This is a genomic window from Variovorax sp. 01N429 (assembly GCF_056399425.1).
The window spans coordinates 1-23,315 of sequence record NZ_JBFTRG010000010.1 but is presented as its reverse complement, the minus strand read 5'-3'; the positions used below and the strand labels follow the sequence as shown (position 1 = coordinate 23,315).

The window sequence follows — 23,315 nt, the reverse complement described above, 5'->3', positions numbered from 1 at the left end:
TTGCTGCTGGTAAACCCTCGGACAACCTCGGACAACCCTCGGACGTGCGGCCTGCCGGAAGGTTTTCTAGAATCCCACACCCCATGAAACTCCTGCTTGTCGAAGACAGCCCGCAGCTCGCCCTGTGGCTGGCCAACCTCTTGCGCGAACAGGACTTCGTCATCGACCACGTCGAAGACGGCGATGCCGCCGACCGCCTGCTGCAGCAGGCACGCTATGACGTCGTCCTGCTCGACCTCAACATTCCCGGGCTCACGGGCAAAGGTGTGCTGCGGCGATTGCGCGCGCGGCGCGACGACGTGCCGGTATTGGTCCTGACCGCGAGCGCGTCGCTGGACCAGAAGGTGATGTGCCTCGAGATCGGCGCGGACGACTACCTCGTCAAGCCTGTCGAGGTGCGCGAACTGGTCGCGCGCATCAAGGCGCTGGTGCGGCGGCAAATGCCGGGCAAGGCCAATGACATCCTTTGCGGCGACCTGCACTATGACCTGCGCACGCGCCAGTTCACGCTCGCGGGCGCCGAGCTGGCGCTGCCGCCCCGCGAGCGCACGCTGCTCGAGACGCTGATGCTCAGGATGGGCAGCACGGTCTCCAAGCAAACGCTGGTCGACGCCATTTTCGGCCTGGAGGACGAACCCAGCGCCGATGCCATCGACCTCTACGTGCATCGTCTGCGGCGCAAACTGGAGAAGGCGCAAGCCACCATCATCACCTTGCGCGGCGTCGGCTATCTGCTGCGCACGCGCGATGAAGGCTGAGTTGCTTTCCAGCCTGCGCGTGCGACTGGCGGCCTGGCTGCTGCTGCCGCTGTCGGTGTTCGTCGGCGTGTGCGGCTATCTCAGTTGGCGCAACGCGGCGGCTGTGGCCGACTACGTGCAGGACCATGACCTTCTGGCCTCCGCCAAGGTACTTTCCGAACGGCTGATCTGGGAAGGCGACAACGTGCAAGCCAGCGTGCCGCCTTCGGCCCTGAGCCTCTTTGCCTCGCCCGACCGCGACCAGGTCTTTCTCAGCGTGACCGACGCCGCCGGTACGGTGCTGGCCGGGACGCCGGGATTTCCGCTACCGCCCAAGCGCAAACTGGAAGGCGTGGACCGCGCCCAGTGGTATGACGCCGAACTCGACGGGCTTCGCCTGCGCGCCGTCGTCACGCAGCGCGCCATGTTCGAAGTGGGCGGCGGTGCCGAAGTCACCATTGCGGTGGGCAAGACCACGCGCAGCCGCGACCACATGCTGCGTGCGCTCTGGTTGCCGACGGTTGGCTATCTGCTGATCGCCCTGTTGCTCGCGATCGTGCTGACGACATTCGCGCTGACGTGGGAGCTCCGCCCCGTCCTGCGGCTGAGCCGGCAACTCGCGCAGCACGACCCGATGCGCCTTGATTTCGCGATCGAGCCGCGCTCATTGCACACCGAGCTGCGGCCAGTCGCCGACACGATCAACGGTTTCGTGCGCCAGTTGCGCGCGCACTCCGAAGCGCAGCGGCGCTTCATTGCCGATGCGGCGCACCAGTTGCGCACGCCGCTTGCCTTGCAGGCATCGCAGATTGAATACGCGCGCTATACGCGGCAGCATCGCCAGCAATGGGACACGCGCCGCGCCGACATGGACACCATGTGGGGCGCCATGCAGGACAGCAACCGGCGGCTGGTCGAAGTCACCAACAAGCTGCTGCTGCTCGCGCAAGCCGAACACCACGATGCGTCCGCCGGCCTTGAACGGGTCGATCTCGCTGCAGTGGCCTTGCACAGCATCGAGGAGCTGGCCGCGCTCGCCGATCGGCGCCACATAGACCTGGGTTTGGAGCTGCCGGAGACGGGCGACACCGGCTGGGTTGTGGCGCAGCCGGCATTGCTAGGCGCGCTGGTGAGCAATCTTGTGGACAACGCCCTGCGCTACACGCACGAAGAAGGCCGGGTGACGGTGAAGGTGCAGCGCATCGGAGATCGCGTCGAGCTCTCGGTTGACGACAATGGCCCCGGCATCCCGGCTGAAGCGATGGAGCGCGTGTTCGAGCGCTTCTATCGCGCGTCGCACGACACGGAAGGCACCGGCCTCGGCCTTGCCATCGTGAGAGAGATTGCGCGCGCATTCGGGGCGACGGTTTCCCTGGCGTCCAACGCAAATGCAGGCGCGAACGGCCGGACCGGTCTGCGCGCGTCGGTGATGTTTAGCGCTGCCGACTGAAGCGGCTCGGCGGTTCAGCCCCGAAAATCCGCCGCTTCTTTCTCTATGTCGTAGTCGTAGAGTGATTTGCGAAATTGCGCGGAGTTTGCAATTTCTCTGTCACGCTGCGCCAGATCTTCGTACTTCGAGTCATACCGCAAGCCATTTTTCCTGGCCTCGGCCTGGACGAGTGACGTCCGCGGGCGCCGGAGTGCTTCATATTTTTGCAGCGCCTCCCTGATATCACCGCTCTTGCTGCATTTTTGCAAAAGCACGGCAAGTGCGGTCCCGTCTTCAATGGCCTGATTGGCGCCTTGGCCCAGATGCGGAAGCATCGGATGTGCGGCATCGCCGAGCAGTACCAGCCGGCCATTGATCCATTCCCTGAGCGGCTTGCGGTCATAAAGCCCCCACCAGAAGCAGCTTTCCACTTTGTCCAGAAGCTCGGTAACACGAGAGTCCCAGCCAGTGAAAGAAGCTGCCAGTTCGTCCCTGTCGCCGATTGCAGACCAGGACTCCACCGTCTCGGTGTTCGTGGGCACGAAGCCCACATAGTTCAGCAACTCGCCGCGCCGGACCGGGAACACCATGAAGTGCTTGCCGTCGCCCATCCAGACCTGATGCGCTTGGGGCCTCCATTGCGGAAGCTTGTCGGCGGAAATCAACCCTCGATAGGCGCGAACACCGGAGTATTCGGGTGCCGATGGCTCCACGACGTATTTCTGCAGGACGGAATTGATTCCATCCGCGGCGATCACGGCATCAGCCTTGGCCACATTTCCGTTCTCGAATGTCAGGCTGGCGCCGTTTTCGTCTTGGCTGAATCCGACGCAGCGATGGCCGGTATGGATCGAGGAGGACGGCAGCGCATTCGCCAGCACGTTCAACAGATCGGCGCGATGCATGCCGTACATTCCGTTCCACCCGCTGGAGTCGGCGGTCAGGATCTTGCCGACGGTCGAACCGTCCATGCGGTAGTACTCCGAGCCAGTACCGACTTTTGCGCCCACTCTGGCCAGCGGCTCGCCCAAGCCGATTCGCTCAAGCTGTCTCAGGCTGTTGGGATAGATAAAGACGCCTGCGCCGACCTCGCCAAGCGCGCCGGCCTGCTCGTACACCGCTACGCTGAGACCGCGATGCAGCAAGGCATTCGCGGCGGCCAGGCCTCCGATGCCACCTCCCACGATTGCCACATGAATATTCTGAGCCATGAAAACTTTCCTAGATCTTTAACTGGATTTTTGAATCAAGGTTATCTTTTTTGGGCAGCTCCGAGTAATTTCTTCACGGAGCTATATTCGCCGGAAATTTCTTCTGACATTTTCTCCGCAGAGGCCCATTCCTGCAGGATTCCCATCGGCTGAAGTCGCGCCGTAATTTCAGGATTGCGAACCACTTTTTCCAGCGCCGGTAGCATGGTGTCCACCACGTTTTTCGGTACGCCTGCGGGCATGAAGAAACCAAACCAGACGCCTTGGATCTCCTGCTTGTATCCCAGCTGCCCGAGCGTCGGTATATCTGCAAACTCCGGGAATTTCGATGAGATAGCCAGACCGCGCAATGAACCGCTGCGCATGTGCGCGCTCACGGCACCCAGCGCAAGAACGATGGCGTCGATGTGGCCGCCCAGCAGGTCATTGATGGCCGGGGCAGCTCCCTTGTAAGACACCGAAATCATTTGAGCGCCCGTCGCGGCGCTCATCAACTGGACGCTGATGTCGCCCACGGACCCCGGCCCCGCATTGCCGATGCGAACGGCGTCGGGATTTTTGCGCGCGTATTCGGCCATCTCCTTGAAGGTATGGAATGGAGCGTCCTTGCGCACGACAAGTACAGACGGGCTCCGCGTCGCCATGCCAAGGGGAGTCAGGTCTTTCAGCGGGTCGTAGTTTGCGCTGTCAGGATCGGTCACGCGCCGAATCGTCAATGGACTGTTTTGCGCGTACAACATCGTGTAGCCGTTCTTTGGCGCGTTAATCACGGATTGAGTGCCCAATGATCCGCCCGCCCCGGGGCGATTCACGACCACGACTGCTGAACCCAGCAATTTCGATAACTCCTGCCCCATCAAACGCGCGGCCGTATCAGCGGCGTCGCCTGAGGCTAAAGGGGTCACCAGGTTGATCGGCATTCGTGGATAGTCATTCGCAAGTGAAACAAGCGGGGTGGCCAAAAGACCCGCAAGGGCCAGAATTTCTCGTCTCTTCATCATGTTTTCTTCAAGTGAGCTAATAAACCCTATCGGAGGCGGCGTTAATTCGCCAACCTTCCAGAGGCCGCCGATAAATCAAAAATCGAAACCGCGAATTCTGAAGACGATCAATTGCCGAGGCAACACGATACTTCGCATTGCGCAATAAAAGGCCTTCCCCCCGCCAGAAAGGACTGCGCCGCGGACGATCCATAATGCGGAAATGTCAGATGAGCACCGATTGCACTCTCGAGACTTCGTTGCTTCCCTCGACAAGGGACTGAAGGTCTTGCTGTGCTTTGAACGCAAGCACTCCAAGCTGACCCTGGCGGAAGTTGCCCGCCTGACGGGCTATTCCCCGGCAACGGCGCGCAGGTTTCTCATGACCCTCGAAGCGCTTGACTACCTGCATAGCGACGGCAAGCGTTTTTGGGTGGCGCCCCGTACGCTGCTGCTTGCAAGGCCATACCTGGTGTCGCGGCCTGCGCCGCAACTGGCCCAACCCATACTGGATACCCTCGCCGAACGCACGCGACAGTCGGCTTCGCTTGGAATACTGCTCGACAACGAAGTGCTGATCATCGCCAGGTCCACCGGAAGGCGCACTCTTTCCACCGGCTTGGCGATCGGCTCCCGTCTACCGATCTACTGCTCTTCGCTTGGGCGAGCGTTGTTGTCCACGCTCCCGCAGGAGGATGCCATGGGCTATCTCGCCAAAGCATCTTTCGAGCCGTGGACTCCGCGAACCGTCCAGGACATCGAATCGGCGGCAGACTGCGTGGCGCGCTGCCGCTCCACAGGCTGGGCGGAATGCGACGAAGAGCTGGAAATGGGCGTCCGCTCGATCGCCGTGCCCATTCAAAACGGGTCAGGCAAGGCGCTCGCGGCCGTCAGCCTGTCGGTGCGGGCCGAGCGGATGACGATGCAGGCGTTTCAGGAGGCTCATCTTGCCGCGATCCAGGAGGCAAGAAGACATCTCGGCGCGGCCATAGCGTTCGATTGAAGAAGCCCGACCACGGCACACCACTGGTGAGTGCGTCTCCTCGACACGACATCCGACAGCATCTATTTCCACGCGGGCTCGTTCTTGCGCTCATAGTCCTCGAACGCCTTTCCGAGACCCAGAAGCACTTCGGCCGAAGTCTCGAACATCGCTTTCAGTTGCGGCTCGCTCACTTTGACGATATCCGCTCGCAGGTGAGTTGTCAGCTCGTCGAGCCGCTGCCGCATGTTCTGGACGTGGTGCCGCGGGTTTGAGTTCTCGCTCTGCATGGTTTCTCCTTTGTCAGTGCTGCGCGTGCGCAACGGGTTCGGCCGCGCCTTGCAGTTCGGAGATCCCCTGTGCCGTATCGTGGCACGTGAGTTCGTTCCTCACGGTCTTTATCCCTCGCATCTGCTTGATCTCATAGAGCAGGTCGTCAAGTTCCCCGGTGAGGATATGACCTCGCAGCCGAATGTTGCCCTGATCGACTTCAATCTGAATCGACCTTGGATGGCTCACAAGTCGCCCCAGCCGCGCGCGGATGCGTTCGTGAAGCTGGGAGTCTGTCTTTGGTTCATCGCCTCCAGCACGGTCGAAACGACGAGTGGCGACGATGCCTTTCAGATGGTCCGCTACCAGTTTTCCGGTGGATTCGGCCATATCGACCACGTCGTTTTCGGCCGCAACAAACTTGTCGTGCACCAGCGCCCGGCGCCGCCGGCCGCTGTCTTTGTCGAGGAAGTACATGGCAACGGTGCCGACAGCCACACCGGTTGCAAAAGAAGCGAGATCGCGCATGTTGGTGCTCCCGAATGATGGTTGCAATGACCAGCTGACTAGCTGGTTGAGTGGTCGAAATTGACTTTGCGCTGATCGCGATACCGGTCTGTCGGACATCGACAGCGGAATGGACGCAGTTGCGTCACCTACGCCGATGTGAGCATCGCCCTACACCACTGCGATGAGGAGAAAAATAAGACGGCACTCATGCGATCCGTCGAGCACGTCGAGCAATCCGTCGAGCAGCATGCGCTTCGAATTCCGGTGGGTGCTGCCATGCTCAATGCCGACCTCAATCTGCCTGATGCGCCCGGCGGGCTCGTGCTGTTCGCGCATGGAAGCGGGAGCAGCCGCTTCAGCCCGCGCAACCGCCGGGTCGCCCGCGCGCTCAACGCGGCCGGTTGGCAACGGTGCTCGCCGACCTGCTGACGCCCGACGAGGAAAGAGTCGATGGGCGCACACGTCAGTTGCGCTTCGACATCGGATTGCTCGCGCTGCGGCTTGCCGGTCTTACCGAGTGGCTGCAAACTTCGGGGCCGACGCGTCTCGATATCGGCTATTTCGGTGCGAGCACGGGTGCCGGCGCCGCGCTGGTGGCCGCCGCACAGCGGCCCGAAGCGGTGCGCGCCGTCGTTTCCCGCGGCGGCCGGCCAGACCTGGCCGGGGCGGCGCTGGAGCGCGTGACCGCGCCGACGCTGCTCATCGTCGGCGGCAACGACAAGTTCGTGATCGACCTGAACCGGCAGGCACTCGCATCGCTGCGCAGCGAGAAGCACATGGAGATCGTGCCCGGCGCCACGCACCTGTTTGAAGAGCCCGGCGCGCTCGAGACCGTTTCCTCACTGGCTCGCGACTGGTTCCTGAGCCATTTCGAAGCTTGCAGGCGCAGTGCCAACCAAGCTCATCCCTGATCGCTTTGACGGCCGAAGGAACGCACCTACGCCAGATTCTGAGTCCAATCTCGGATCAAGTCGCTGGCGCCAAAGTCGGACTTCGTTGACCACGATGTAGGAAAGGCGCATGACGAGCAGATCCGCATCACCAACTCACTCGCACGCCCAACGAACCTTGCAACGATGACTTCACCTGCGCATCGCCGCCGCTGCTGAACAATCGCCCCACCTCGCCGTACACCATCGTGATAGGCGTCAGCACCAACGTAAAACCACCCGCGACTTCTGTGGAGGTGTAGCCGCTTGAGCTCGAACTCTGGATGGCGCTGACGGGACCGACGAACATCACCATGTCGGTGCCCGCATTCGCCCGGTACACGTTGGCGCGTGCATAAGGCTGCAGGCGGCCGGCCGCAGTAGGGATGTCGCCCTTGATGCGTACGCCGATGCGACCGATCCAGCCTGCGTCAGAGTCTTGCTGGACGCTCGCGCCGACGATTCGCACTTCGTCGAACCGACTGCTGAGATAAATCAGCTGTGCCTGGGGCTCGATGCTCCATGCTTCTGTCATGGCAAAGGACTTGCCCGCTTCGAGGGATGCCGAGTAGCTCCGCGCCTTGCCTGACGCCGACAAGCTGGCATCGGGCCGCACGCTGTAGCGGTGGCTACCCGCTTGCAACACTGTATCGGCATACCAGCCGTTCGCACCCATCCAGGTCGCATAGCCTCCGAGGAAGTTCGACCGCACATCGTCGCTGCCGACTCTGTCGAAGGCGCCACCCGCCTTGCCGCTCACTTCGGCGCTGCCGTCGAGCGAGCCGACGTAGGCCCCGATACGCCAGTTGTCCACGGTCAGGAAGTCGCTGCCGGCTTGCAAGCCGCTCGACTGGCCCTGACTGCTTAGCGAAGCGTTGCCGTTCCGGCGGATGTCCAGGTCGCTGTAAATGGCACGAGCCCAGGCGCCACGCGCGGGACCGCTATCGCCGACGCGGCGATGCAAGTTGCCCACCATCGTGAGATCACTCTGGCGCACCTGCGCGGGAAGGGCAGCAAACAGAAGCGTCTCCTGCTGAGATGCAGGTGTCGGCGGGGCAGTCGCTGCCACGTTCGCCTGCGACTTTGGAGTCGCTTCCTCGGCGGCGGCTGCGGGTGCTGCGTTCTTGGTCGGTTCTTCTGCGGCGGCCGCGGCTGTTGCCGCTGCCGCCGGTGCTGCTGCTTTCGGTGCGGGTGCGGATGCAGGCGCAGGTGCAGGTGCAGGTGCAGGTGCAGGTGCAGGTGCAGGTGCCGGTGCAGGTGCAGGTGCAGGTGCAGGTGCCGGTGCCGGTGCAGGTGCAGGTGCAGGTGCAGGTGCAGGTGCCGGTGCAGGTGCAGGTGCAGGTGCCGGTGCCGGTGCCGGTGCAGGTGCAGGTGCAGGTACAGGTGCAGGTGCAGGTGCCGGTGCCGGTGCGGGTGCGGGTGCTGGTGCGGGTGCGGGTGCGGGTGCGGGTGCAGGTGCGGGTGCGGGTGCGGGTGCGGGTGCGGGTGCAGGTGCGGGTGCGGGTGCAGGTGCAGGTGCAGGCGCAGGTGCGGGTGCCGGTGCGGGTGCAGGTGCAGGTGCAGGCGCTGGTGCGGGTGCGGGTGCGGGTGCTGGTGCAGGTGCGGGTGCTGGTGCAGGTGAGCTGCAATGTTCTGCGTTGCCTACGTCCTTGTCGTTGCCACAGTTCGCGGCTGAGGCGACTCCTGCAAAGGCGAGGACTGCCAGGGCAATGGACGCCTGAAGACCTTTCGCGCAAGCACGGCCGGGCGGGTTGCACGCGGACTTCGGTTTGGATGCGCCCGTTGCTGCCGGCCTCGCGACGGCGGTCGTCGATTCAGACGCTCTGAAAATGCGGTTCATGATTTCTTTTCCAGGGTTCGCTGAAGGCATGCAGCAGCGGGGTTTGAATACTTTTGACGTTAAGACGTAGGTACTCAATTTCGGAGGAAGAAATTCACGCAATAAGCCGCGCCAAGGGTTCCTGGTTGAGAAATGAATTCTTTAGTAACGAAATTCACATCTTGAATCTGGAGCTCATGTCGGGGCATGGCTTGCTCAAGCCCGAACTGAAGGTCCCTCAAGGCTTTGCTTCAGACACCGCACACGCGCTGTCTGCTGCTCAGGCTCGAGGAGGAGGAGGCAGGCGGCCTGGTCCCCATCCGAGCCAAAGCCGAGCGCGAACCCGTGAGCGCGCGATATGCGCGCCAGCTGCTCCAGGCGAGCATGGGCGGGCCGCAATTGCTTTGGAGTCAGTGCACTCGAACAGCAGAGGGGCTGCGACGTGCCGGCGCAGCTTCATGCGAAAAAACTGTGCTGGACGTCGGGTCGGCTTTGTGCCGCGCAAGCATGAGCCTCGAGTCACTCGTGTGGGCCCATACCGGGCCCATACCCACGAGCCCGGTCACAATCGCCCGGAGTCGACCATGCGCAGCGCCAACAGATGAAACTGTCCATTGAATCGGTTGCGAAGGAGCACTTCGAGGGGTTGCGACGCGCCCTCGACACGGTGGCACGGGAAAAGCGATTTCTCGCCTTCACAGAGGCGCCGCCGGAGCAAGATTGTTGGGCCTTCTATTCGTCCATCATTGCGAATGGATGGTGCCAGATGGTCGCCCTTCTGGACGGCGTCGTGGTTGGATGGTGCGACGTGTTGCCGACTCACGGTCAAGCGAGATCACACATTGGCACGCTCGGCATCGGGCTCATCCCGTCGGCACGACATCTCGGAATTGGCGAGAAGTTGATGAAGTCGGCCATCGAGGCTGCGTGGGCGACGGGTTTGACGCGCATCGAGCTTACGGTTCGCATCGACAACGAGAACGCCAAGGCTTTATACGAACGCCTCGGCTTCAGTATCGAAGGCCTCCAGCGACGCTCGTTCCGAGTCGACGGCGAGTACGCCGACAGTTACGCAATGGCACTGCTGCGGCAAACCTAGCGAGCGCACGCACTGGACCCACAGGGAAGACTGGGTGAAGCTGAGAGGTATCCATGCGAGAAGCAGCAACACCAGCTCAGCCGCGCTGACGCTGCGGGGATCGACTGATCCTGCTGTGGGGCCTCACAATCCCCGCCAGGGTGCTTTCCCGAGCGGCGTAGCATTGCCGCTTGGGCACGCTCACTGGACGACGCCCTATTCGATGCCGTACTGTGACGTACTGTGATATTTCAAAGCTCGTGGCCAAGCGAGCAGATTGTGGGGATGAATGCGAACTTTCCTTTCTTCAATGGCCGGCGCGTTTGCCGTCTTGACGCTGGCGGCATGCCACCATCCGACGCCGAGTCCCTCAATAGGCGTCGGCAATCCATATCCAGTCAGCAGCTACGTCTGCGACGGGACACGCTTGGCCGTGCGCTTGATGGGAGAACGCGCCTCGGTTTCCGTTGATGGGGCGGCAGCCGTTGATCTTCCGGCGATCGGGCAGTCGGGCAGCACGTTTTCCAACGGACGCCAAACGCTGATCATCGACCAGGGCCGCACGTCATGGGCCATGGGGCGCGCCATGCCGGTTGCGTGCACCGGCGGCTGACGCGGGACATCACGTCAGGGGACCTTCGTGAAGCGCATGTCGGTCAGGAGCGGACACACACGGTTCCGCATAGACTGAAGTAATAGCCTGGAAATACTCTAAATGATGGATTGGGTCCCTATAGTCTTCGTTACGTTCAAGGTTCTCGTGTTCGGCACGGGCATGTTCTTCGCCATCAAGTGGCACTATGAGCGAGCGAAGAAGGGGAATGAGAAGCAGAGTGCGGTGCTACGCGCGGGCGGCAAGCTCGCCGCAGTCTTCGTGCTATCGCTCCTGGGCCTCTCGCTCCTCACCTTCGGCCTTAGCAGGATGCTCGGTTTGGACTTGACCTTCCCGTGATGGCAAAGAGTAGTCGGCCAATCTCCGGTTATGCGGCAGCGTTCCCGATGCGGCTATTCGATAGCGTCGGCACACGGGTCAGCACGTCACTGCTCCGGCACCGCGCTCATGTCCATGTAGGCCAGCTCCCAGATATGGCCGTCCGGGTCTTCGAATCCGTGCCCGTACATGAAGCCGTGGTCTTGCGGCGTGCGGTGGGCCTTGCCGCCTGCCTTGACCGCCTTGGCGACCAATGCATCGACCTCGGCGCGGCTCGCGCACGACAGGCAAATCAATGCCTCGGCGGTGGTCGCTGAGTCGGCGATCGCCTTGTCGGTGAAGGTCTTGAAGAAATCCTTCACGAGCAGCATTCCGTAGATGTTTTCGCCGAGGACCAGGCAAGCGCCTTTGTCGTTGCTGAACTGCGGGTTGAACGACAAGCCGAGGCTTTCGAAAAAGGCCCGTGAACGGGGCAGGTCGGCGACCGCGAGGTTGACGAAGATTTCCTTGTGCATGAAGACTCCAGTAGTCAGTTGTGAAGATGCCGCGCTCAGCCGGCCTCGGCCAGGCGCTTCAGGTCGTGCAGACCGCGCTCGAAATCGCCGCCGACCATCTTGTCCATGTCGAACAGCACGTGCATGACCTTCGAGGTGTAGTGCACGGGGCCGAACATGGCCCAGGTGACGTGGGTCTCGCCGGCAGCCGGCCGCACGGTGAATTCGGCCTGGTTGTGCGCCTCGAAGGGTTCGACGAAATCGAGCTTCATCGCCACCAGTGACGGCGCGGCGGCTTCGGTGACCTCCATGCTGCCGACGCCGACCTCGCTGCTCTGCCAGGCATAGCCGGCGCCCTTGCCAGCAGACGGACCGGTGTAGACGCCCTTGATCGCCGGGTCCTTCTTGACGTAGGGGTTCCAGGTGTTGAAGGCGCGCATGTCGTTGATCAGCGCGAAGACCCGCTCAGGGGAAGCCTTGACACTGACGCTGCGCTCCACCCGAAACGTGTCGGGCCTTGTGGCGGCGTACACCAGCAGCACTGCAGCGCCGGCGAGGAGGACGAGCACTGTGGTCTTGAGGATCGGCAATCGCATGGCTATCTCCGGAAGTTGAGGTTGAAAGCGTTGTGGCGCTACCTTCACGACGACTGAGCCGATCCGATTTCGACAGAAAGGACAGATCTTTTTCGGATGCCGCGATCTTCGGCCTCAGTGCGCGGTGGCGCGCGACCGATCGAGAAGCAGTTGCCGTTCGCGCTGGTTGCTGGCCAACGCGCTGGCGCGGGCGAACTCGAGCCGGGCTTCATCCAGCCGGCCTAGCTTGGCGAGCAGGTCGCCGCGCACGGCACCCAGCAGGTGGTAGCGGGCGAGCGCGGGCTCCGCCGCCAGTGCGTCCACCAGCGGCAGCGCCGCTGCCGGCCCGAAGGCCATGCCGACGGCCACGGCGCGGTTGAGCTCGATTACCGGCGAAGGCCTGAGACGGCTCAGCGCGTCGTATAGCGCCACGATACGGGGCCAATCGGTGTCTTGCCCGGTCGGCGCGCGTGCATGGCAGGCGGCGATGGCCGCTTGCAGCGCATAGAAGCCGGGTTCGGCACCGAAACTAGTTGCCGCCGCCAATGCCGCCAGGCCGCGGTTGATCAGCAGGCGGTCCCAGCGGCTGCGATCCTGGTCGAGCAACAACACCGGCTGGCCCGACCCGTCCACGCGGGCGCCCAAGCGCGAAGCCTGGATTTCCATCAGCGCGACGAGGCCCAGCACTTCGCTGTTGTGCGGCATCAGACCCGCGAGCACACGGCCGAGGCGAAGGGCTTCTTCGCACAAGGTCGGGCGCATCCAGTCGTCGCCGGCGCTGGCCGCATAGCCTTCGTTGAAGATGAGATAGATCACAGCCAGGACGGCCGTCAGGCGTTCGCTCAACGCATCACCGCGTGGCACCTCGAAAGGCACTTTCGCGACGGACAGGGTGCGTTTGGCGCGCACGATGCGCTGGGCGATAGTCGGCTCTGACTGCAGGAAGGCACGGGCGATTTCGGCGGTGGTCAGGCCGGCCAGGAGCTTGAGCGTCAATGCGACCTGCGCCTCCTGGTTCAGCACGGGGTGACACGAAACGAAGATCAGGCGCAGCAGATCGTCGTCGATGTCCGTGGCGGCATCGAGCGCATCGCTGAAATCGGGGACGAGGTGGTCGCCGCGCGCGTCAGCGTCGGCGCCCAGTTCCTGCTGCTTGCGCAAATGCAAGGCGTCCTGGCGCAGCCGGTCGAGCGCCCGGTTCTTGGCGGTTGCCATCAGCCAGGCGCCCGGGTTGTCGGGCAGGCCCGATCGCGGCCAATGCTCCAGCGCAGCCACCAGCGCGTCCTGGGCCAGTTCCTCGGCCAGCGCGACATCGCGCACCACGCGCGCAACGCCGGCGACGATCTTGGCCGACTCGATACGCCAGACCGCATCGATGGCGCGGTGCAGGTCATTCGCCATGTCCGATAGTGCGGTAGCCGGACTCAGGTCGCCGACTTGCCCGCGTCAGCGCGCCAGCGCTCTTCCTGCTCGCGCAGCTCCGGCGTAAATGCCTCGCCGAAATCCGCGGCTTCGAAGACCGGCCGAATTTCGATCTCGGATTCGCCCGGCATGGGGTTGGGGCAGCGCCTGACCCATTCGATGGCCTCGTCCATCGAGCGCACCTGCCAGAGCCAGTAGCCGGCCACCAGCTCTTTGGTTTCGGTGAAGGGCCCGTCCATCACCTCGCGCGACGAGCCGGCGAACCGGACGCGAGCGCCGGCTGAACTCGGGCGCAGCCCCTCGCCAGCGAGAAGAACGCCGGCCTTGACCAGCTCTTCGTTATAGCGGCCCATGTCCGCCAGCAATTGGGCGCTCGGCATGACGCCGGCTTCGGAATCCTTGGTCGCCTTGACCATGACCATGACTCGCATGATTGAATCTCCAGGTTGGGTGGTTCCATTGCAGAGGCCGCGGGTGGTGTGACTTGCAGATTCTGGCGGCCTCATACGAATACGACGAACGGCACGGCCTGAAATCGACAACGAGATTGCGATTGCCTGAAAAAAAGACCTCGGCAGCCAAGGGTGCGCGGCCGTGGGGAGGTCTCAGGTGTAGCAGGGACCCGTCTCGCGCACTTCGACTGTCGCCCACTCAGCCGCAGGGCACCGCTCAGCCCAGGCCAACGCCTGCTCCCGCGTCTGGCAGTTCAGCAGGAAAAAGCCGCCGATCATTTCCTTGGCCTCGGCGAACGGGCCGTCGATCACCTGAGCGGGGCGCGCCGCCTGAGGCTTGTGCAGGCGCGTGGCCGCTGTCCCCAGGGAACTGGTCGTCATCAGCACGCCGTCGGCCCGCAGTGTTTCGTTGAAGTCGAGCATGCGTTGGTAGACCGCGCGACCGCTTTCAAGTCCACGCTCTTCCCGCTGGCCGACCGGTTCGACAATGAGCAACATGTACGGCATGGCGTTTGTGGGTTCTGATGGGTCTCGGGACGGCTGTTGGAGAGCCGCGTAGGTGCGAGGATGCTACAGCAGCCGTTCGACTGCTCCTCGGGAACTAAAGTCGGAACCCGGGCCAACAGCGGACATAGGAGACCAAGTGCCAGTACCGGAAGAGCGAATCGAATACTTCAAGGACGGTGCGGTCCGTGCGCGCGGTCAGATGCTCGATGGGTTGCTGAACGGCTATTGGGAATGGTTCCGCAAGGACGGCGTTCGCATGCGCTCGGGGCACTTCGAGCTTGGGGTGCAAGTCGGAATCTGGACGACCTACGACAAGCACGGTGCGGTGTACAAGGTCACCACGATGAAGCCAAAGGTCAAGTGACGGGCCGAAGGCGCGACCTTTGGTTTGACTTTGGCGTAGGCCGTTGGTGATATTGAGATGCCTTCGCGCGAGGCGTAAAACTTTAGGCCGCTGAGCGAGGCGGGTTCCGCCAGCAGAGGGGCACTGCGTGACCATGAAGAAAGCTCGAATCCTCTTTGCTCAAGCAGGCCTGGGCCTTGCGGCACTGCTTTCGACGCACGGCGCGCCTCTGTTCGCAGTCGAAGCCGAAGCCGAAGCCGGCAATGTCCGTGTTCGGCCGGTCGAGACAAGCCCGTTGCGACCATCTGTCGATCAAATCGACCAGTGGGGCGCCAACGATTCCGCAGGCGCCATCTACAGCCCGTTTAGCACCCCCGTCGAACCCGCTGTCGAACTGGCTTCCGCCAAATCTGCCTCCCACGTCGCTTCGGGACGGAATCCAACGGACGTTGGATCAGCGGGCCTGGTGGCGACAACTGTCGGAGCGTTCGCTGCCGTCGGTTTGTTGGCCGCGCTGGTGCGCTTCCTAGTCGCGTAGCCGACTACGGATTCTCATCAATACAAGGGGACATGCTGTGACCGCACACTTGCCCAGCAATTCGCTGCTGAATCCTTCGCCGCCTTGGACAGACCTGCCTTTGTGTGCCCGTCGGGCACTGGCGTGGATCGCAATCCCGCTGGCGTTCCTATTCGTCGAGCCATCAAGCGCGCAAGTTCCGGTCCTCCAGCGTGGATACGACCCGGGCGTGACGGGTGCGACTCTCTCGGAGACCGTGCTCAATACGTCGAACGTCAATTCAAGTAAGTTCGGCATGTTGTTCAAGTTGCCAGTTGACGATGTCGTCTTCGCACAACCGCTATATGTGCCGGGCATCACCATTTCCAATCGAGGGGTGCACAACGTCTTGTACGTGGCGACCATGAGCGACACGCTTTACGCGTTCGACGCGGACGTCGCCGGTGCACCGCTTTGGACAATCAATTTTGCGAATGCCGTCGGCGCGACGCCAGTGCCGATCGCCAACTTCGCGTTTGCTGGGAACCGCAACATCACCGGCAATCTGGGCATCTTGAGCACGCCCGTCATCGATCGGCCTACCAACACGATGTACCTGATTGCGTGCACCCTGGAGGGCAACACGATGGTGTACCGACTCCACGCTGTCGACATCACGAGCGGCGCGACGCGACCGGGTTCCGGCGTGAAGATCAGCGCGACCTATGGTGGATCGACGTTCGATGGGCGTTATCAGACACAGCGGGTCTCGCTGGCGCTTTCCGGCAACCAGGTCGTTTTCGGTTTCGGCGCAGTCGAAGAGGAATATGCCGGCGGCTATGTCGGATGGATGATGGCTTACGACAAGACGACGCTGACTCAGAGCGGAGTCTTTGCGACCGTCACGACCGGCAACAGGGGCGGCGGAGTCTGGCAATCGGGGCGGCCACCGGTGGTCGACAGCGCTGGCTTCGTTTATGCCTTTGTGGGCAACGGCTACGGAAACGGTTATGACGGCGTCAATAACTTCAGCGAAAGCGTGCTGAAACTCGATCCGACAAGCGCCTTGAGGCTGGTTGACTGGTTTACCCCAGGCAATTGGGGCGTACTGGACGAGCAGGATCTGGATTTCACCAGTTCCGGTCCGCTGCTGATCCCTGGAACGGGCCTTCTTGTGGGGGGCGGCAAGACAGGCGACCTGTACGCCCTCGACACAAACAATCTTGGCAAATACAACGCAACGGACAGCCAGGTTGTCCAGAAGGAACGCATCTCCGCTTCCGAGTTCCGGGGTGGGCCCGTGTACTGGCAACGCTCGGCGGCAAACGGTGGTCCGCTTCTCTATAACTGGGGCGTGAACGACCGACTCAAGGCGTACCCTTTTGATGGACGCATGTTCGCGGCGAATCCCAGCGCGCAGGGCAGCGCCACCAACCAGATTTTCCCCGGGGGCATCCTCGCACTGTCCGCGAATGGCGACACGCCGGGCAGCGGCGTGATCTGGGCGACGACCGCCGGAGGCGGTGATGCAGAAAACAATCCTCCTGTTCCCGGTGTGCTGCATGCCTTTGACGCTGGAAATGTAGCCAACGAGTTATGGAATACGACCATGAACGCAGCTAGCGACGGCTTCGGGAACCTTGCGAAGTTCGTGCCCCCGCTCGTCGCCAATGGGAAGGTGTATCTGGCGACTTGGTCAAGCCAGGTGGCTGTCTACGGGATAAAAAGCGCGTCGCCGAGCCTCAAGAATGTCGCTCCTGGCAATGGATCAGCGGGAACGACGGTGACACTGCAGGGAACCGGATTCGCGACCGGCGCATCCGTTGTCTTTGGGGGGGTCGCCGCAACCAATGTCGTCGTCTCTAGTAGCACGAGGGTGAGTGCAGCTGTCCCGGCGCACGCGGCCGGTGACGTGGATGTCGTGGTAACCAATGCAGACGGACAGAGTGCCACGCTTCGCAGCGGGTTCACTTACAAGAAGCAGCATTGACGCCGGCGCCACCTTCGCGGGGACGGGACCCGTCGCCGGAGTGCCAGAGGGACACCACCGGCGCGAGTCAACTCGCTAAGGGTAAGCGTCCCGTTCTCCCACCCCGCCGGCCGTGGATAGCCGCTGCGAGTTGAACCTCAGCGCGAGGATTGCCAGTTGTGAGGAAGCAGTTCGTCGATGCGACTGTTCAGCTGTGTGGGCAGCCTGGTCAGGACATCGTTGAGGTAAGCCCACGGGTCGTGCCCTTGGAGCTTGGCCGACTGGACCAGGCTCATCACGATCGCGGCACGCTGGCCGGCGAGCGCGCTGCCCGCGAAGAGCCACGCACGCCGGCCGACCGCCCATGGGCGGATCAGGTTCTCGAGGCTGTTGTTGTCAACGTTCACGTCCCCGTCGAGCAGGTTGCGCGTCAGCGCTTCCCAGTGGTTGAGGCTGTAGTTCAGGGCCTTGGCCGTGGCGCTTCCGTCGGGCACGCGGCTTCGCTCCACCCGCAGCCATTCATGCAGGTCCGTCCATAACGTCTTCGCATCGCTGCGCCTGCTCGCCAGTCGTTCCTCGCTCGTCAGCACCGACAGCTTGCGCTCCAGCCGATAGATCTCTGCGATGCGACGCAGTGCCTCCTGCGCGACGGCGCTCTTGCCCGAGACGAGCAGCAACTCATCGAACTTGCGTCTCGCGTGAGCAAGGCACCCCGCGGCCGTGCGACCGGCCTCGGCGCTCATCACGCTGTCGTAGGCCCTATATTCATCGCGCACCAGCGTGCCGCGCCAACTTCGCTCGTCCTGAGCGCCTTGCGCCGTGCCGAGGAACGCGATGGGGAACTGCGCGCCTCGCCCCTCGCAGAAGTCGTAGATCACTCCCGGCACCGGATCGAAGGCTCCGCGCGCGTAGGCCCAGACGTAGGCCTTCTTGGTCTTGCCCCGACCCGGGTCGAGCAGGGCCACCGGCGTGTCGTCGGCATGCAGCACCCGAGCCGAGAGCACGAAGCGTTTGTGCGCGTCGTACAGCGGCTCCAATGCCGCTCCACCACGGCCAGACCAGGCCGCCAACGTCGAGCGCGGCGTGTGCACGCCCGAGCGCGCGTTGATGGCCTCCTGACGGTAGTACGGCAGGTGATCCACGAAGCGGCTGATCAGTGTGTGCGCCACCAGGCCCGCCGCGGGCATGCCGCCGTCGATGAGTTGCGGCTCGACGGCTTCTTGCACCAGGCGCTGACAGCAGCGGCACGCCCACTTGCCATAGACGTGGCGATGAACGAAGAACTCCGCCGGCACGATGTCCAGCTTCTCGCTGATGTCCTCGCCCACGCGCACCATCGGCTTGCCGCAGCCCGGGCTCGGGCAGGCGGTGTCTGCGGGTTCATGGTTGTGCTGCACGCGACGCAGATGGTCGGGCAGAGGCTGGCGTCGTGGCCTGCGCTTGGACGAGGAGGCGTCGTCTTCTGCCTGCGTGCCCTTCGCCTGCTCCAGTAGTGCCTGCAGAGCGGCTTCGTCCTCGGCCAGTGTCTCCTCGAACAGCCGGCGCTGCTCGGCGCTCATCGCCTCGGACTTCGCACCGAACTTCCAAGCCTTATGACGTGCCAGTTCGAACGTGAGCTTCTCGAGCTTGGCGTCTTTCAGGCGGATGTCCTGCGCCTGGCGCTGGATGTGCTGCAGCATCTTCTGGGCAAGCGCCGTGACTTCCTCAGGGGTCAGACCTTCGAGGTCTTCATCCTTGAGGTTGCGCAGGTCCTGCATGGGTTCCCATCATGCAAGCCCGGCTGCTTCGCGTCATTGGGAGTTGCGCTGTCAACGCGCTCGCTGCTGCGAGCCTATAGCCGCGTGATCACACTCATCTCTGGCAGGCGCTCCCAAGGCAGTCCCACCACCAGCGCATCGAACTGCGCCTGGGTCAACGACAGCGGCACTGAGGCGCTGCTCTCGCTCGGCCACACGAAGCGGCCGGCGTTAAGTCTTCGGGCGGCACACCACACGCCGAAGCCATCGTGCACGAGAAGCTTGATACGGGTGGCCCGCACGTTGGCGAATAAGTAGCCGTGGTGCGCACGAGCACTGCCGAGAGCATGCACGACATGAGCCATCAGGCGCTCGGCGCCGGCACGCATGTCCAGTGGCTGGGTGCACAGCCACAGGGCGTCGATGCGAATCATCGCAACAGCTCGCGCAGCCAGGCCGCGCACTCGGCCGCCGCCGAGACCGGCCATATAACGCTGACGCCCAGAGCACCGCGCTTGAGCTCGAGCCGAATCGTCTCGGGGGGCGCATCCGCCGTGCGTGATGGCGCTGGTGCTGCCGGTGGCACCGGCAACGACAGCGCAACAAACTCCGGCGCAGGCTCGGCAACCGTCTTCGATGCTGCCGCTCGCACTGGGCTCGCCCCACGGCCGCGACGCCATTGATGCACGAGGTTGTCGTTCAGCCCGAACGACAGCGCGACCGCAGCGACCGAGGCGCCAGGCTCCGCGCATGCCGCCAGAACCTGCGCCTTGAACGCCGCGCTGTGACGGCGGCGTTGCTTCCGATTGACGTCCATAGGTGTCCAGCTAACTTAGATGGACAGCATGGTCTCCGGCTTGGCTTCAGATCTCAAGGTGGGGCGACTGGCCGCTTACCGGAGACCGCCTGAATCCCCAGACGAGTTCCAAAACCAGCTGATCCAGCAAGCGGCTTACTTCCGACTCTCGGCGGTTCAGCTGGAGGGGTTCACTCCAATCGCCGGGCGCACTGGGTCACTTCTGGATGGAATTCAATACCAGATGGTGTCTGATGTCGCCAGCGGTCGGGCATCACCACTAGATTCTTGTGGAGGGCGGCAGCTGGTCCGGCGGTAGCACCGCGCAGCCAATGTCAGCATCACGGCCCGGCGACCCTTTCCCGCGCGTCGGGCCCGTGCAAGCTACTCCAACCCAAAGCACAGTGCCAGTGGCATCAAGGGTGTCGGCTCAGTCGGCTCTTGCATCGCAAGCATGGCGGCCTCTTCCAACTGCTCGTCCGTCCAGATTCGGTACGGCCTGTAATTCAGACCCGAGCTGGCCTCATGGCTTCTCAAGTCACAGACGAGTTCATCGAAATCCGCGGGCGCGAAGCACTTGCGCCAGAGCGAATCACCGCGGGTGACCACGACGACAAAGCTTTTGTCGTCGTAGTCCAAAGCGTCGGGCAGGTGGCAGCTGTCCAGCCACAGCTCGTTGCCCTCATGGCCGATGGACAGAATCGTCCTTGCTGTCAGAAGGTCTGTGGACTGGTGGTTGAAGACTTGGAGCGGACCCTCGAGCATCTGGGATACGTCCAAAACGGCGTCGCCCGGCAGGGTGACAACGATGGCCGCCTTCGTCGTGCCGGCGAGTGCTTCGAGGCAATCACGCGGAACAGTTACAGAAGCAGCCTGCTGGTTCACCCGGGCGGCGCTAACGCTCATCGCCTTGAGGATGTGCGGAAGTTCTGGATTGTGGGCTGTAGCTTCAGAGACGGACATGTGGGTAACGGGGGTGGTATGACGCGGCATTCCTGGGTTCCATAGACGGTTGATGAGGCGGCGGCCTTAGGCCACACCGTCCTATAGGAACCACCTGTTTATCGCTGGCTCCGCAGCACCCTATAGGTGCGCGTGGTCCACCGCCGCTTGGTCCTATACGAGATGTTCCGATGAAGCTTGGAATAGTTCGGCGCCCCCTCCGGCGCCGCCCGTCACCGCTCATTTGTGCAACTGCCTTGAACGAGCTTTGATGAGCAGAACGGCCCGGAAGTGAGAGCGAGCCGCACGCGCAGCGAGAGGGGGGGATGCCTAAAAGCGTGCCCTAAACAGACGGTCCGGCTGAAACGCTGAAGACACCGTTAACTCACTCAAAATCTCTATGACTTCGCTTACCACGCACTCCCTGTTTGACCACCCATTCCTGACCGTTCAATGTGCCCAGATGCGCACGGACGCGACAAAGCAATACCGCACCAGGCTCAAGGCGGTGACCCCTCCCGCAGCAGCATCCGTCATTGCGGCCAGTAGCATTCCGTCTGCGGAGCCGGAATCGACTGCGCACAAGCGGGCTGTGCTCATCTCCCTGCAGCGCGATTGGGAGAGCAACCTCATCGCCCTTGGAAGTGCACGCCCCGAAATCGTGGTGCACGCAGATGTCGGACTCGACGCGCAGGACGCGTACCTTTCCATGTCCGTAGACGTCGCCGCGCCGGCGCTCCCCTTGACCCTATGGGTGGAACTCTCCCATCTCCTCAACCTGTCGAGGCACAACCTGCAAACAACGGGAACTGGTGACGTCCCAATCGCCATCGTCGCGGGCCAACAGTTTGTCGTGACACAGTTCTCTGCGCATGCAGAAACGCTCCGTCGGTCTGAGGCTGCGATGGCAGCAGCGAAGAAAGCGCCTTATGTCGGCAACCAGGACTACGTCGAGAAATCCAAGCGAACTGCGGAGCGCTACGGTGAACGTCCGTGGCTTTTCATGCGTTATGAACTGCGCTGTGGCGTCAGGCGGCTCGCTGTGAACTGGGCGCCGTTTCCTGAGTTCCTGCCGGCCTGCGTTCTTTAGCGGGCGCCTTTGCGGATGAGAGGGGCGGGACGCCCCTTTCATCCCGACGATTTCATGACCGCAAACTCGTTGGCCATCAGCATTCAATTCGTCTCCACCCGAAGCCCAGCAAAGGATCTTGGCCAGGAGCCAGTGCTTTTCTACCTGAGCCACATCGCTGCTCTTGATGAGGCTCCGCCGCGCGAACCAATCGAACTGGCGGAAATCCATGACCGAAGCCTTGGAGACATCAGACGAGACTTGCAATGCAATCCCGACGAAATTCCGCCATCTCCGCAACTGCCAAGTTCCCGAGAATGCAGGCTGGCGGTACGGCGGCTTCGGGACGAGCACTTCAATTGACATTGCGTCCGCAGCCGCCTCGAGCTTGACGTCCGCCGGTTCGCATGGGCTTCTAAACTACAACAGGAAGCCCCGTTTAAATGGCACTGCTATACGTTCGTCCCCATCCAAAAGGACCTACCGTGCGCTTCCCCAACCCTGCCATTGAATGCCTCAACCTCGCCCATCTCCTGCCTCCATCAAAGGCCGCCGCCCGTGTTGGCAATTTCGTAAGCTACCTGCTCCACGTTCCAATCTCTGACGAACACGTCCAAGTTCTGAGTTCGCCGGACATGACATGTACGCTGGACCTGATGCTGCTTCCCAGCGGCACGCCAATCGTCATCCCGACGCTTCGAAGCGAGGGGGCCGAGTTACGCGTCTTGGTGCCGCTGGTTGGCCGCCAAGCACGTGCTTGGGTGAGGGACTGCCTCATGCTCGGACGGATGGAGTTGCTGCTTGCGAGCAAATCGCGCGCAGGGTGCCTCTGCATCAGCATCGAAAATCACACTGGCTGGTTTCGCGCTGCCGCGGAAGCGCCGACTCGCTCGGCCCGTTCGCGGTCGCAGCGGCTATCCGAGTTGCTAGAAGCAGCGAAGTTGTTGCGGGAGAATCGCTCGGCCGACATCGTTGACCAATCGTTCTGGGGCTTGGGCGCGTCTCTCGGCGGCGTTGGCGAGCTAGGACCGGCGGCAGCGCCCGGCAGGCAAGCAGGTTGGTGACTGACATGACCGAGATTTTTGAACGCGGCTCTAAGCGGCAGGAGGCGCTTTCGCCGTCGACGTTGTTGGAAGTTGACGAGTTGGCCCGCGTCCTTGGGCGTACCGTTCGGGCAGTCAAACGCGATGTGCGGCATAACCCAGAACGACTCCCACTAAGGTTGCAGCTTCCCGGAACGAAGTTGCTTCGCTGGTGTCAGGAGGTCGTCGAGTTTTGGCTCACGAGCGAACTATGCGCAGCCAGCACCGAGGCCAAGCGCCGGTGAAAACAGTGTCGCGCATTGCGTCGTTTCTCGGCTCCGCACCGAGCCGACTGGTTCGGGCCTGCTGCATGTAGACCGCGGAATTGCCGCCAACGCGAAGCGCGAGCGCTCCCGAGGCGCGTTTCGCTCCCACGGTCGACGCGTCCGGTGGGAACACCCGCTACTGGCTGCGGATTCAACCGGTCGATGCAACACATTCGCTGAACATCTCAGCCGGTGTATGGAAACCGAGCGTCTTGCGCGGCCTCTCGTTCAATTGTCTCGCGATCGCGTTGAGTTGAAGCTGTGAGAACCCTGAGATGTCCATGCCCTTG

At 62.6% G+C, this 23,315-nt stretch carries 24 protein-coding genes and 3 pseudogenes; 12 read left to right on the top strand and 15 right to left on the bottom strand.

The genetic code is table 11. The features are described 5' to 3' along the window. Positions 1 to 83 precede the first annotated feature (83 nt). Together AC1DSF_RS18265 and AC1DSF_RS18260 are read left to right on the top strand one after the other, a co-directional pair. The gene (locus tag AC1DSF_RS18265; protein WP_478124025.1) at positions 84 to 758 is read left to right on the top strand and encodes a response regulator; all 675 of its coding nucleotides are present in this window, start codon (positions 84 to 86) and stop codon (positions 756 to 758) included. Further along, positions 748 to 2,187, top strand: a complete 1,440-nt coding sequence (locus tag AC1DSF_RS18260) for a sensor histidine kinase (RefSeq protein WP_478183199.1) — start codon at positions 748 to 750, stop codon at positions 2,185 to 2,187. The genes AC1DSF_RS18265 and AC1DSF_RS18260 overlap by 11 nt, the downstream gene beginning before the upstream one ends. Positions 2,188 to 2,201: 14 nt before the next feature. Here the strand turns inward: AC1DSF_RS18260 and AC1DSF_RS18255 are convergent, their stop codons facing one another. Together AC1DSF_RS18255 and AC1DSF_RS18250 are read right to left on the bottom strand one after the other, a co-directional pair. Then, positions 2,202 to 3,377: an FAD-dependent monooxygenase gene (locus AC1DSF_RS18255; protein WP_478124023.1), complete on the bottom strand. Its 1,176-nt coding sequence runs from the start codon at positions 3,375 to 3,377 to the stop codon at positions 2,202 to 2,204. Between the two features lie 41 nt (positions 3,378 to 3,418). Continuing rightward, positions 3,419 to 4,378 (bottom strand): Bug family tripartite tricarboxylate transporter substrate binding protein, encoded by a 960-nt coding sequence (locus tag AC1DSF_RS18250; RefSeq protein ID WP_478124022.1) that lies wholly within the window; start codon positions 4,376 to 4,378, stop codon positions 3,419 to 3,421. Between the two features lie 220 nt (positions 4,379 to 4,598). On the opposite strand from AC1DSF_RS18250, the gene AC1DSF_RS18245 reads away from it, so the two are divergent. After that, on the top strand, positions 4,599 to 5,360 hold the full coding sequence (locus AC1DSF_RS18245; protein WP_478124021.1) for an IclR family transcriptional regulator domain-containing protein: 762 nt from the start codon (positions 4,599 to 4,601) through the stop codon (positions 5,358 to 5,360). Between the two features lie 62 nt (positions 5,361 to 5,422). Here AC1DSF_RS18245 and AC1DSF_RS18240 read toward each other — a convergent pair whose 3' ends face one another. Then, complete coding sequence (locus AC1DSF_RS18240; RefSeq protein WP_478124020.1) at positions 5,423 to 5,629, bottom strand: hypothetical protein; 207 nt, start codon at positions 5,627 to 5,629, stop codon at positions 5,423 to 5,425. Positions 5,630 to 5,642: 13 nt separating this feature from the next. Beyond that, positions 5,643 to 6,137 (bottom strand): BON domain-containing protein, encoded by a 495-nt coding sequence (locus AC1DSF_RS18235; RefSeq protein ID WP_478124019.1) that lies wholly within the window; start codon positions 6,135 to 6,137, stop codon positions 5,643 to 5,645. A gap of 189 nt (positions 6,138 to 6,326) precedes the next feature. Here AC1DSF_RS18235 and AC1DSF_RS18230 point away from each other — a divergent pair. After that, positions 6,327 to 7,030: pseudogene (locus AC1DSF_RS18230) on the top strand (dienelactone hydrolase family protein). Positions 7,031 to 7,157: 127 nt separating this feature from the next. Here AC1DSF_RS18230 and AC1DSF_RS18225 read toward each other — a convergent pair. Next, positions 7,158 to 8,123, bottom strand: a pseudogene (locus AC1DSF_RS18225) (autotransporter domain-containing protein); the annotation flags it as partial. Between the two features lie 38 nt (positions 8,124 to 8,161). On the opposite strand from AC1DSF_RS18225, the gene AC1DSF_RS18220 reads away from it, so the two are divergent. The 4 genes from AC1DSF_RS18220 to AC1DSF_RS18205 all read left to right on the top strand — a co-directional run bounded on the left by AC1DSF_RS18220 (position 8,162) and on the right by AC1DSF_RS18205 (position 10,897). Next, positions 8,162 to 8,875: a hypothetical protein gene (locus tag AC1DSF_RS18220; RefSeq protein WP_478183278.1), complete on the top strand. Its 714-nt coding sequence runs from the start codon at positions 8,162 to 8,164 to the stop codon at positions 8,873 to 8,875. Positions 8,876 to 9,468: 593 nt separating this feature from the next. Beyond that, positions 9,469 to 9,966 (top strand): N-acetyltransferase family protein, encoded by a 498-nt coding sequence (locus tag AC1DSF_RS18215; protein WP_478124017.1) that lies wholly within the window; start codon positions 9,469 to 9,471, stop codon positions 9,964 to 9,966. A 268-nt stretch (positions 9,967 to 10,234) separates the two neighbouring features. Continuing rightward, positions 10,235 to 10,558, top strand: coding sequence for a hypothetical protein (locus AC1DSF_RS18210; RefSeq protein ID WP_478124016.1), 324 nt, complete (start codon positions 10,235 to 10,237; stop codon positions 10,556 to 10,558). Between the two features lie 102 nt (positions 10,559 to 10,660). Next, positions 10,661 to 10,897 (top strand): hypothetical protein, encoded by a 237-nt coding sequence (locus AC1DSF_RS18205; RefSeq protein WP_478124015.1) that lies wholly within the window; start codon positions 10,661 to 10,663, stop codon positions 10,895 to 10,897. Positions 10,898 to 10,983: 86 nt separating this feature from the next. Here the strand turns inward: AC1DSF_RS18205 and AC1DSF_RS18200 are convergent, their stop codons facing one another. The 5 genes from AC1DSF_RS18200 to AC1DSF_RS18180 form a co-directional block, all read right to left on the bottom strand. Continuing rightward, positions 10,984 to 11,391, bottom strand: coding sequence for a VOC family protein (locus AC1DSF_RS18200; RefSeq protein WP_478124014.1), 408 nt, complete (start codon positions 11,389 to 11,391; stop codon positions 10,984 to 10,986). Between the two features lie 35 nt (positions 11,392 to 11,426). Beyond that, complete coding sequence (locus AC1DSF_RS18195; protein ID WP_478124013.1) at positions 11,427 to 11,966, bottom strand: SRPBCC family protein; 540 nt, start codon at positions 11,964 to 11,966, stop codon at positions 11,427 to 11,429. A 114-nt stretch (positions 11,967 to 12,080) separates the two neighbouring features. Next, the gene (locus AC1DSF_RS18190) at positions 12,081 to 13,346 is read right to left on the bottom strand and encodes an RNA polymerase sigma factor (protein ID WP_478124012.1); all 1,266 of its coding nucleotides are present in this window, start codon (positions 13,344 to 13,346) and stop codon (positions 12,081 to 12,083) included. A gap of 23 nt (positions 13,347 to 13,369) precedes the next feature. After that, positions 13,370 to 13,798, bottom strand: a complete 429-nt coding sequence (locus AC1DSF_RS18185) for a YciI family protein (RefSeq protein WP_478124011.1) — start codon at positions 13,796 to 13,798, stop codon at positions 13,370 to 13,372. 174 nt (positions 13,799 to 13,972) lie between these two features. Continuing rightward, on the bottom strand, positions 13,973 to 14,326 hold the full coding sequence (locus tag AC1DSF_RS18180; protein WP_478124010.1) for a YciI family protein: 354 nt from the start codon (positions 14,324 to 14,326) through the stop codon (positions 13,973 to 13,975). Positions 14,327 to 14,462: 136 nt separating this feature from the next. On the opposite strand from AC1DSF_RS18180, the gene AC1DSF_RS18175 reads away from it, so the two are divergent. The 3 genes from AC1DSF_RS18175 (at position 14,463) to AC1DSF_RS18165 (ending at position 17,155) form a co-directional block, all read left to right on the top strand. After that, complete coding sequence (locus tag AC1DSF_RS18175; RefSeq protein ID WP_478124009.1) at positions 14,463 to 14,690, top strand: toxin-antitoxin system YwqK family antitoxin; 228 nt, start codon at positions 14,463 to 14,465, stop codon at positions 14,688 to 14,690. A 127-nt stretch (positions 14,691 to 14,817) separates the two neighbouring features. Then, positions 14,818 to 15,207 (top strand): hypothetical protein, encoded by a 390-nt coding sequence (locus AC1DSF_RS18170; protein WP_478183198.1) that lies wholly within the window; start codon positions 14,818 to 14,820, stop codon positions 15,205 to 15,207. 37 nt (positions 15,208 to 15,244) lie between these two features. Further along, positions 15,245 to 17,155 carry an IPT/TIG domain-containing protein gene (locus AC1DSF_RS18165; RefSeq protein ID WP_478183197.1) on the top strand — a complete coding sequence of 637 codons (1,911 nt, stop codon included), beginning with the start codon at positions 15,245 to 15,247 and terminating at the stop codon, positions 17,153 to 17,155. Between the two features lie 137 nt (positions 17,156 to 17,292). Here the strand turns inward: AC1DSF_RS18165 and tnpC are convergent, their stop codons facing one another. The 4 genes from tnpC to AC1DSF_RS18145 all read right to left on the bottom strand — a co-directional run bounded on the left by tnpC (position 17,293) and on the right by AC1DSF_RS18145 (position 20,659). Next, on the bottom strand, positions 17,293 to 18,891 hold the full coding sequence (tnpC, locus tag AC1DSF_RS18160; RefSeq protein ID WP_478124006.1) for an IS66 family transposase: 1,599 nt from the start codon (positions 18,889 to 18,891) through the stop codon (positions 17,293 to 17,295). 74 nt (positions 18,892 to 18,965) lie between these two features. Further along, positions 18,966 to 19,304 (bottom strand): IS66 family insertion sequence element accessory protein TnpB, encoded by a 339-nt coding sequence (gene tnpB, locus AC1DSF_RS18155; protein WP_478124005.1) that lies wholly within the window; start codon positions 19,302 to 19,304, stop codon positions 18,966 to 18,968. Further along, entirely contained in the window at positions 19,301 to 19,687 is a 387-nt protein-coding gene (gene tnpA / locus AC1DSF_RS18150; RefSeq protein WP_478124004.1) for an IS66-like element accessory protein TnpA, read from the bottom strand. The genes tnpB and tnpA overlap by 4 nt, the downstream gene beginning before the upstream one ends. Positions 19,688 to 20,050: 363 nt before the next feature. Beyond that, positions 20,051 to 20,659: a hypothetical protein gene (locus AC1DSF_RS18145; RefSeq protein ID WP_478124003.1), complete on the bottom strand. Its 609-nt coding sequence runs from the start codon at positions 20,657 to 20,659 to the stop codon at positions 20,051 to 20,053. A 349-nt stretch (positions 20,660 to 21,008) separates the two neighbouring features. On the opposite strand from AC1DSF_RS18145, the gene AC1DSF_RS18140 reads away from it, so the two are divergent. Continuing rightward, positions 21,009 to 21,698: a hypothetical protein gene (locus AC1DSF_RS18140; RefSeq protein ID WP_478124002.1), complete on the top strand. Its 690-nt coding sequence runs from the start codon at positions 21,009 to 21,011 to the stop codon at positions 21,696 to 21,698. Between the two features lie 1,478 nt (positions 21,699 to 23,176). Here AC1DSF_RS18140 and AC1DSF_RS18135 read toward each other — a convergent pair. Further along, positions 23,177 to 23,315: pseudogene (locus tag AC1DSF_RS18135) on the bottom strand (IS30 family transposase); the annotation flags it as partial.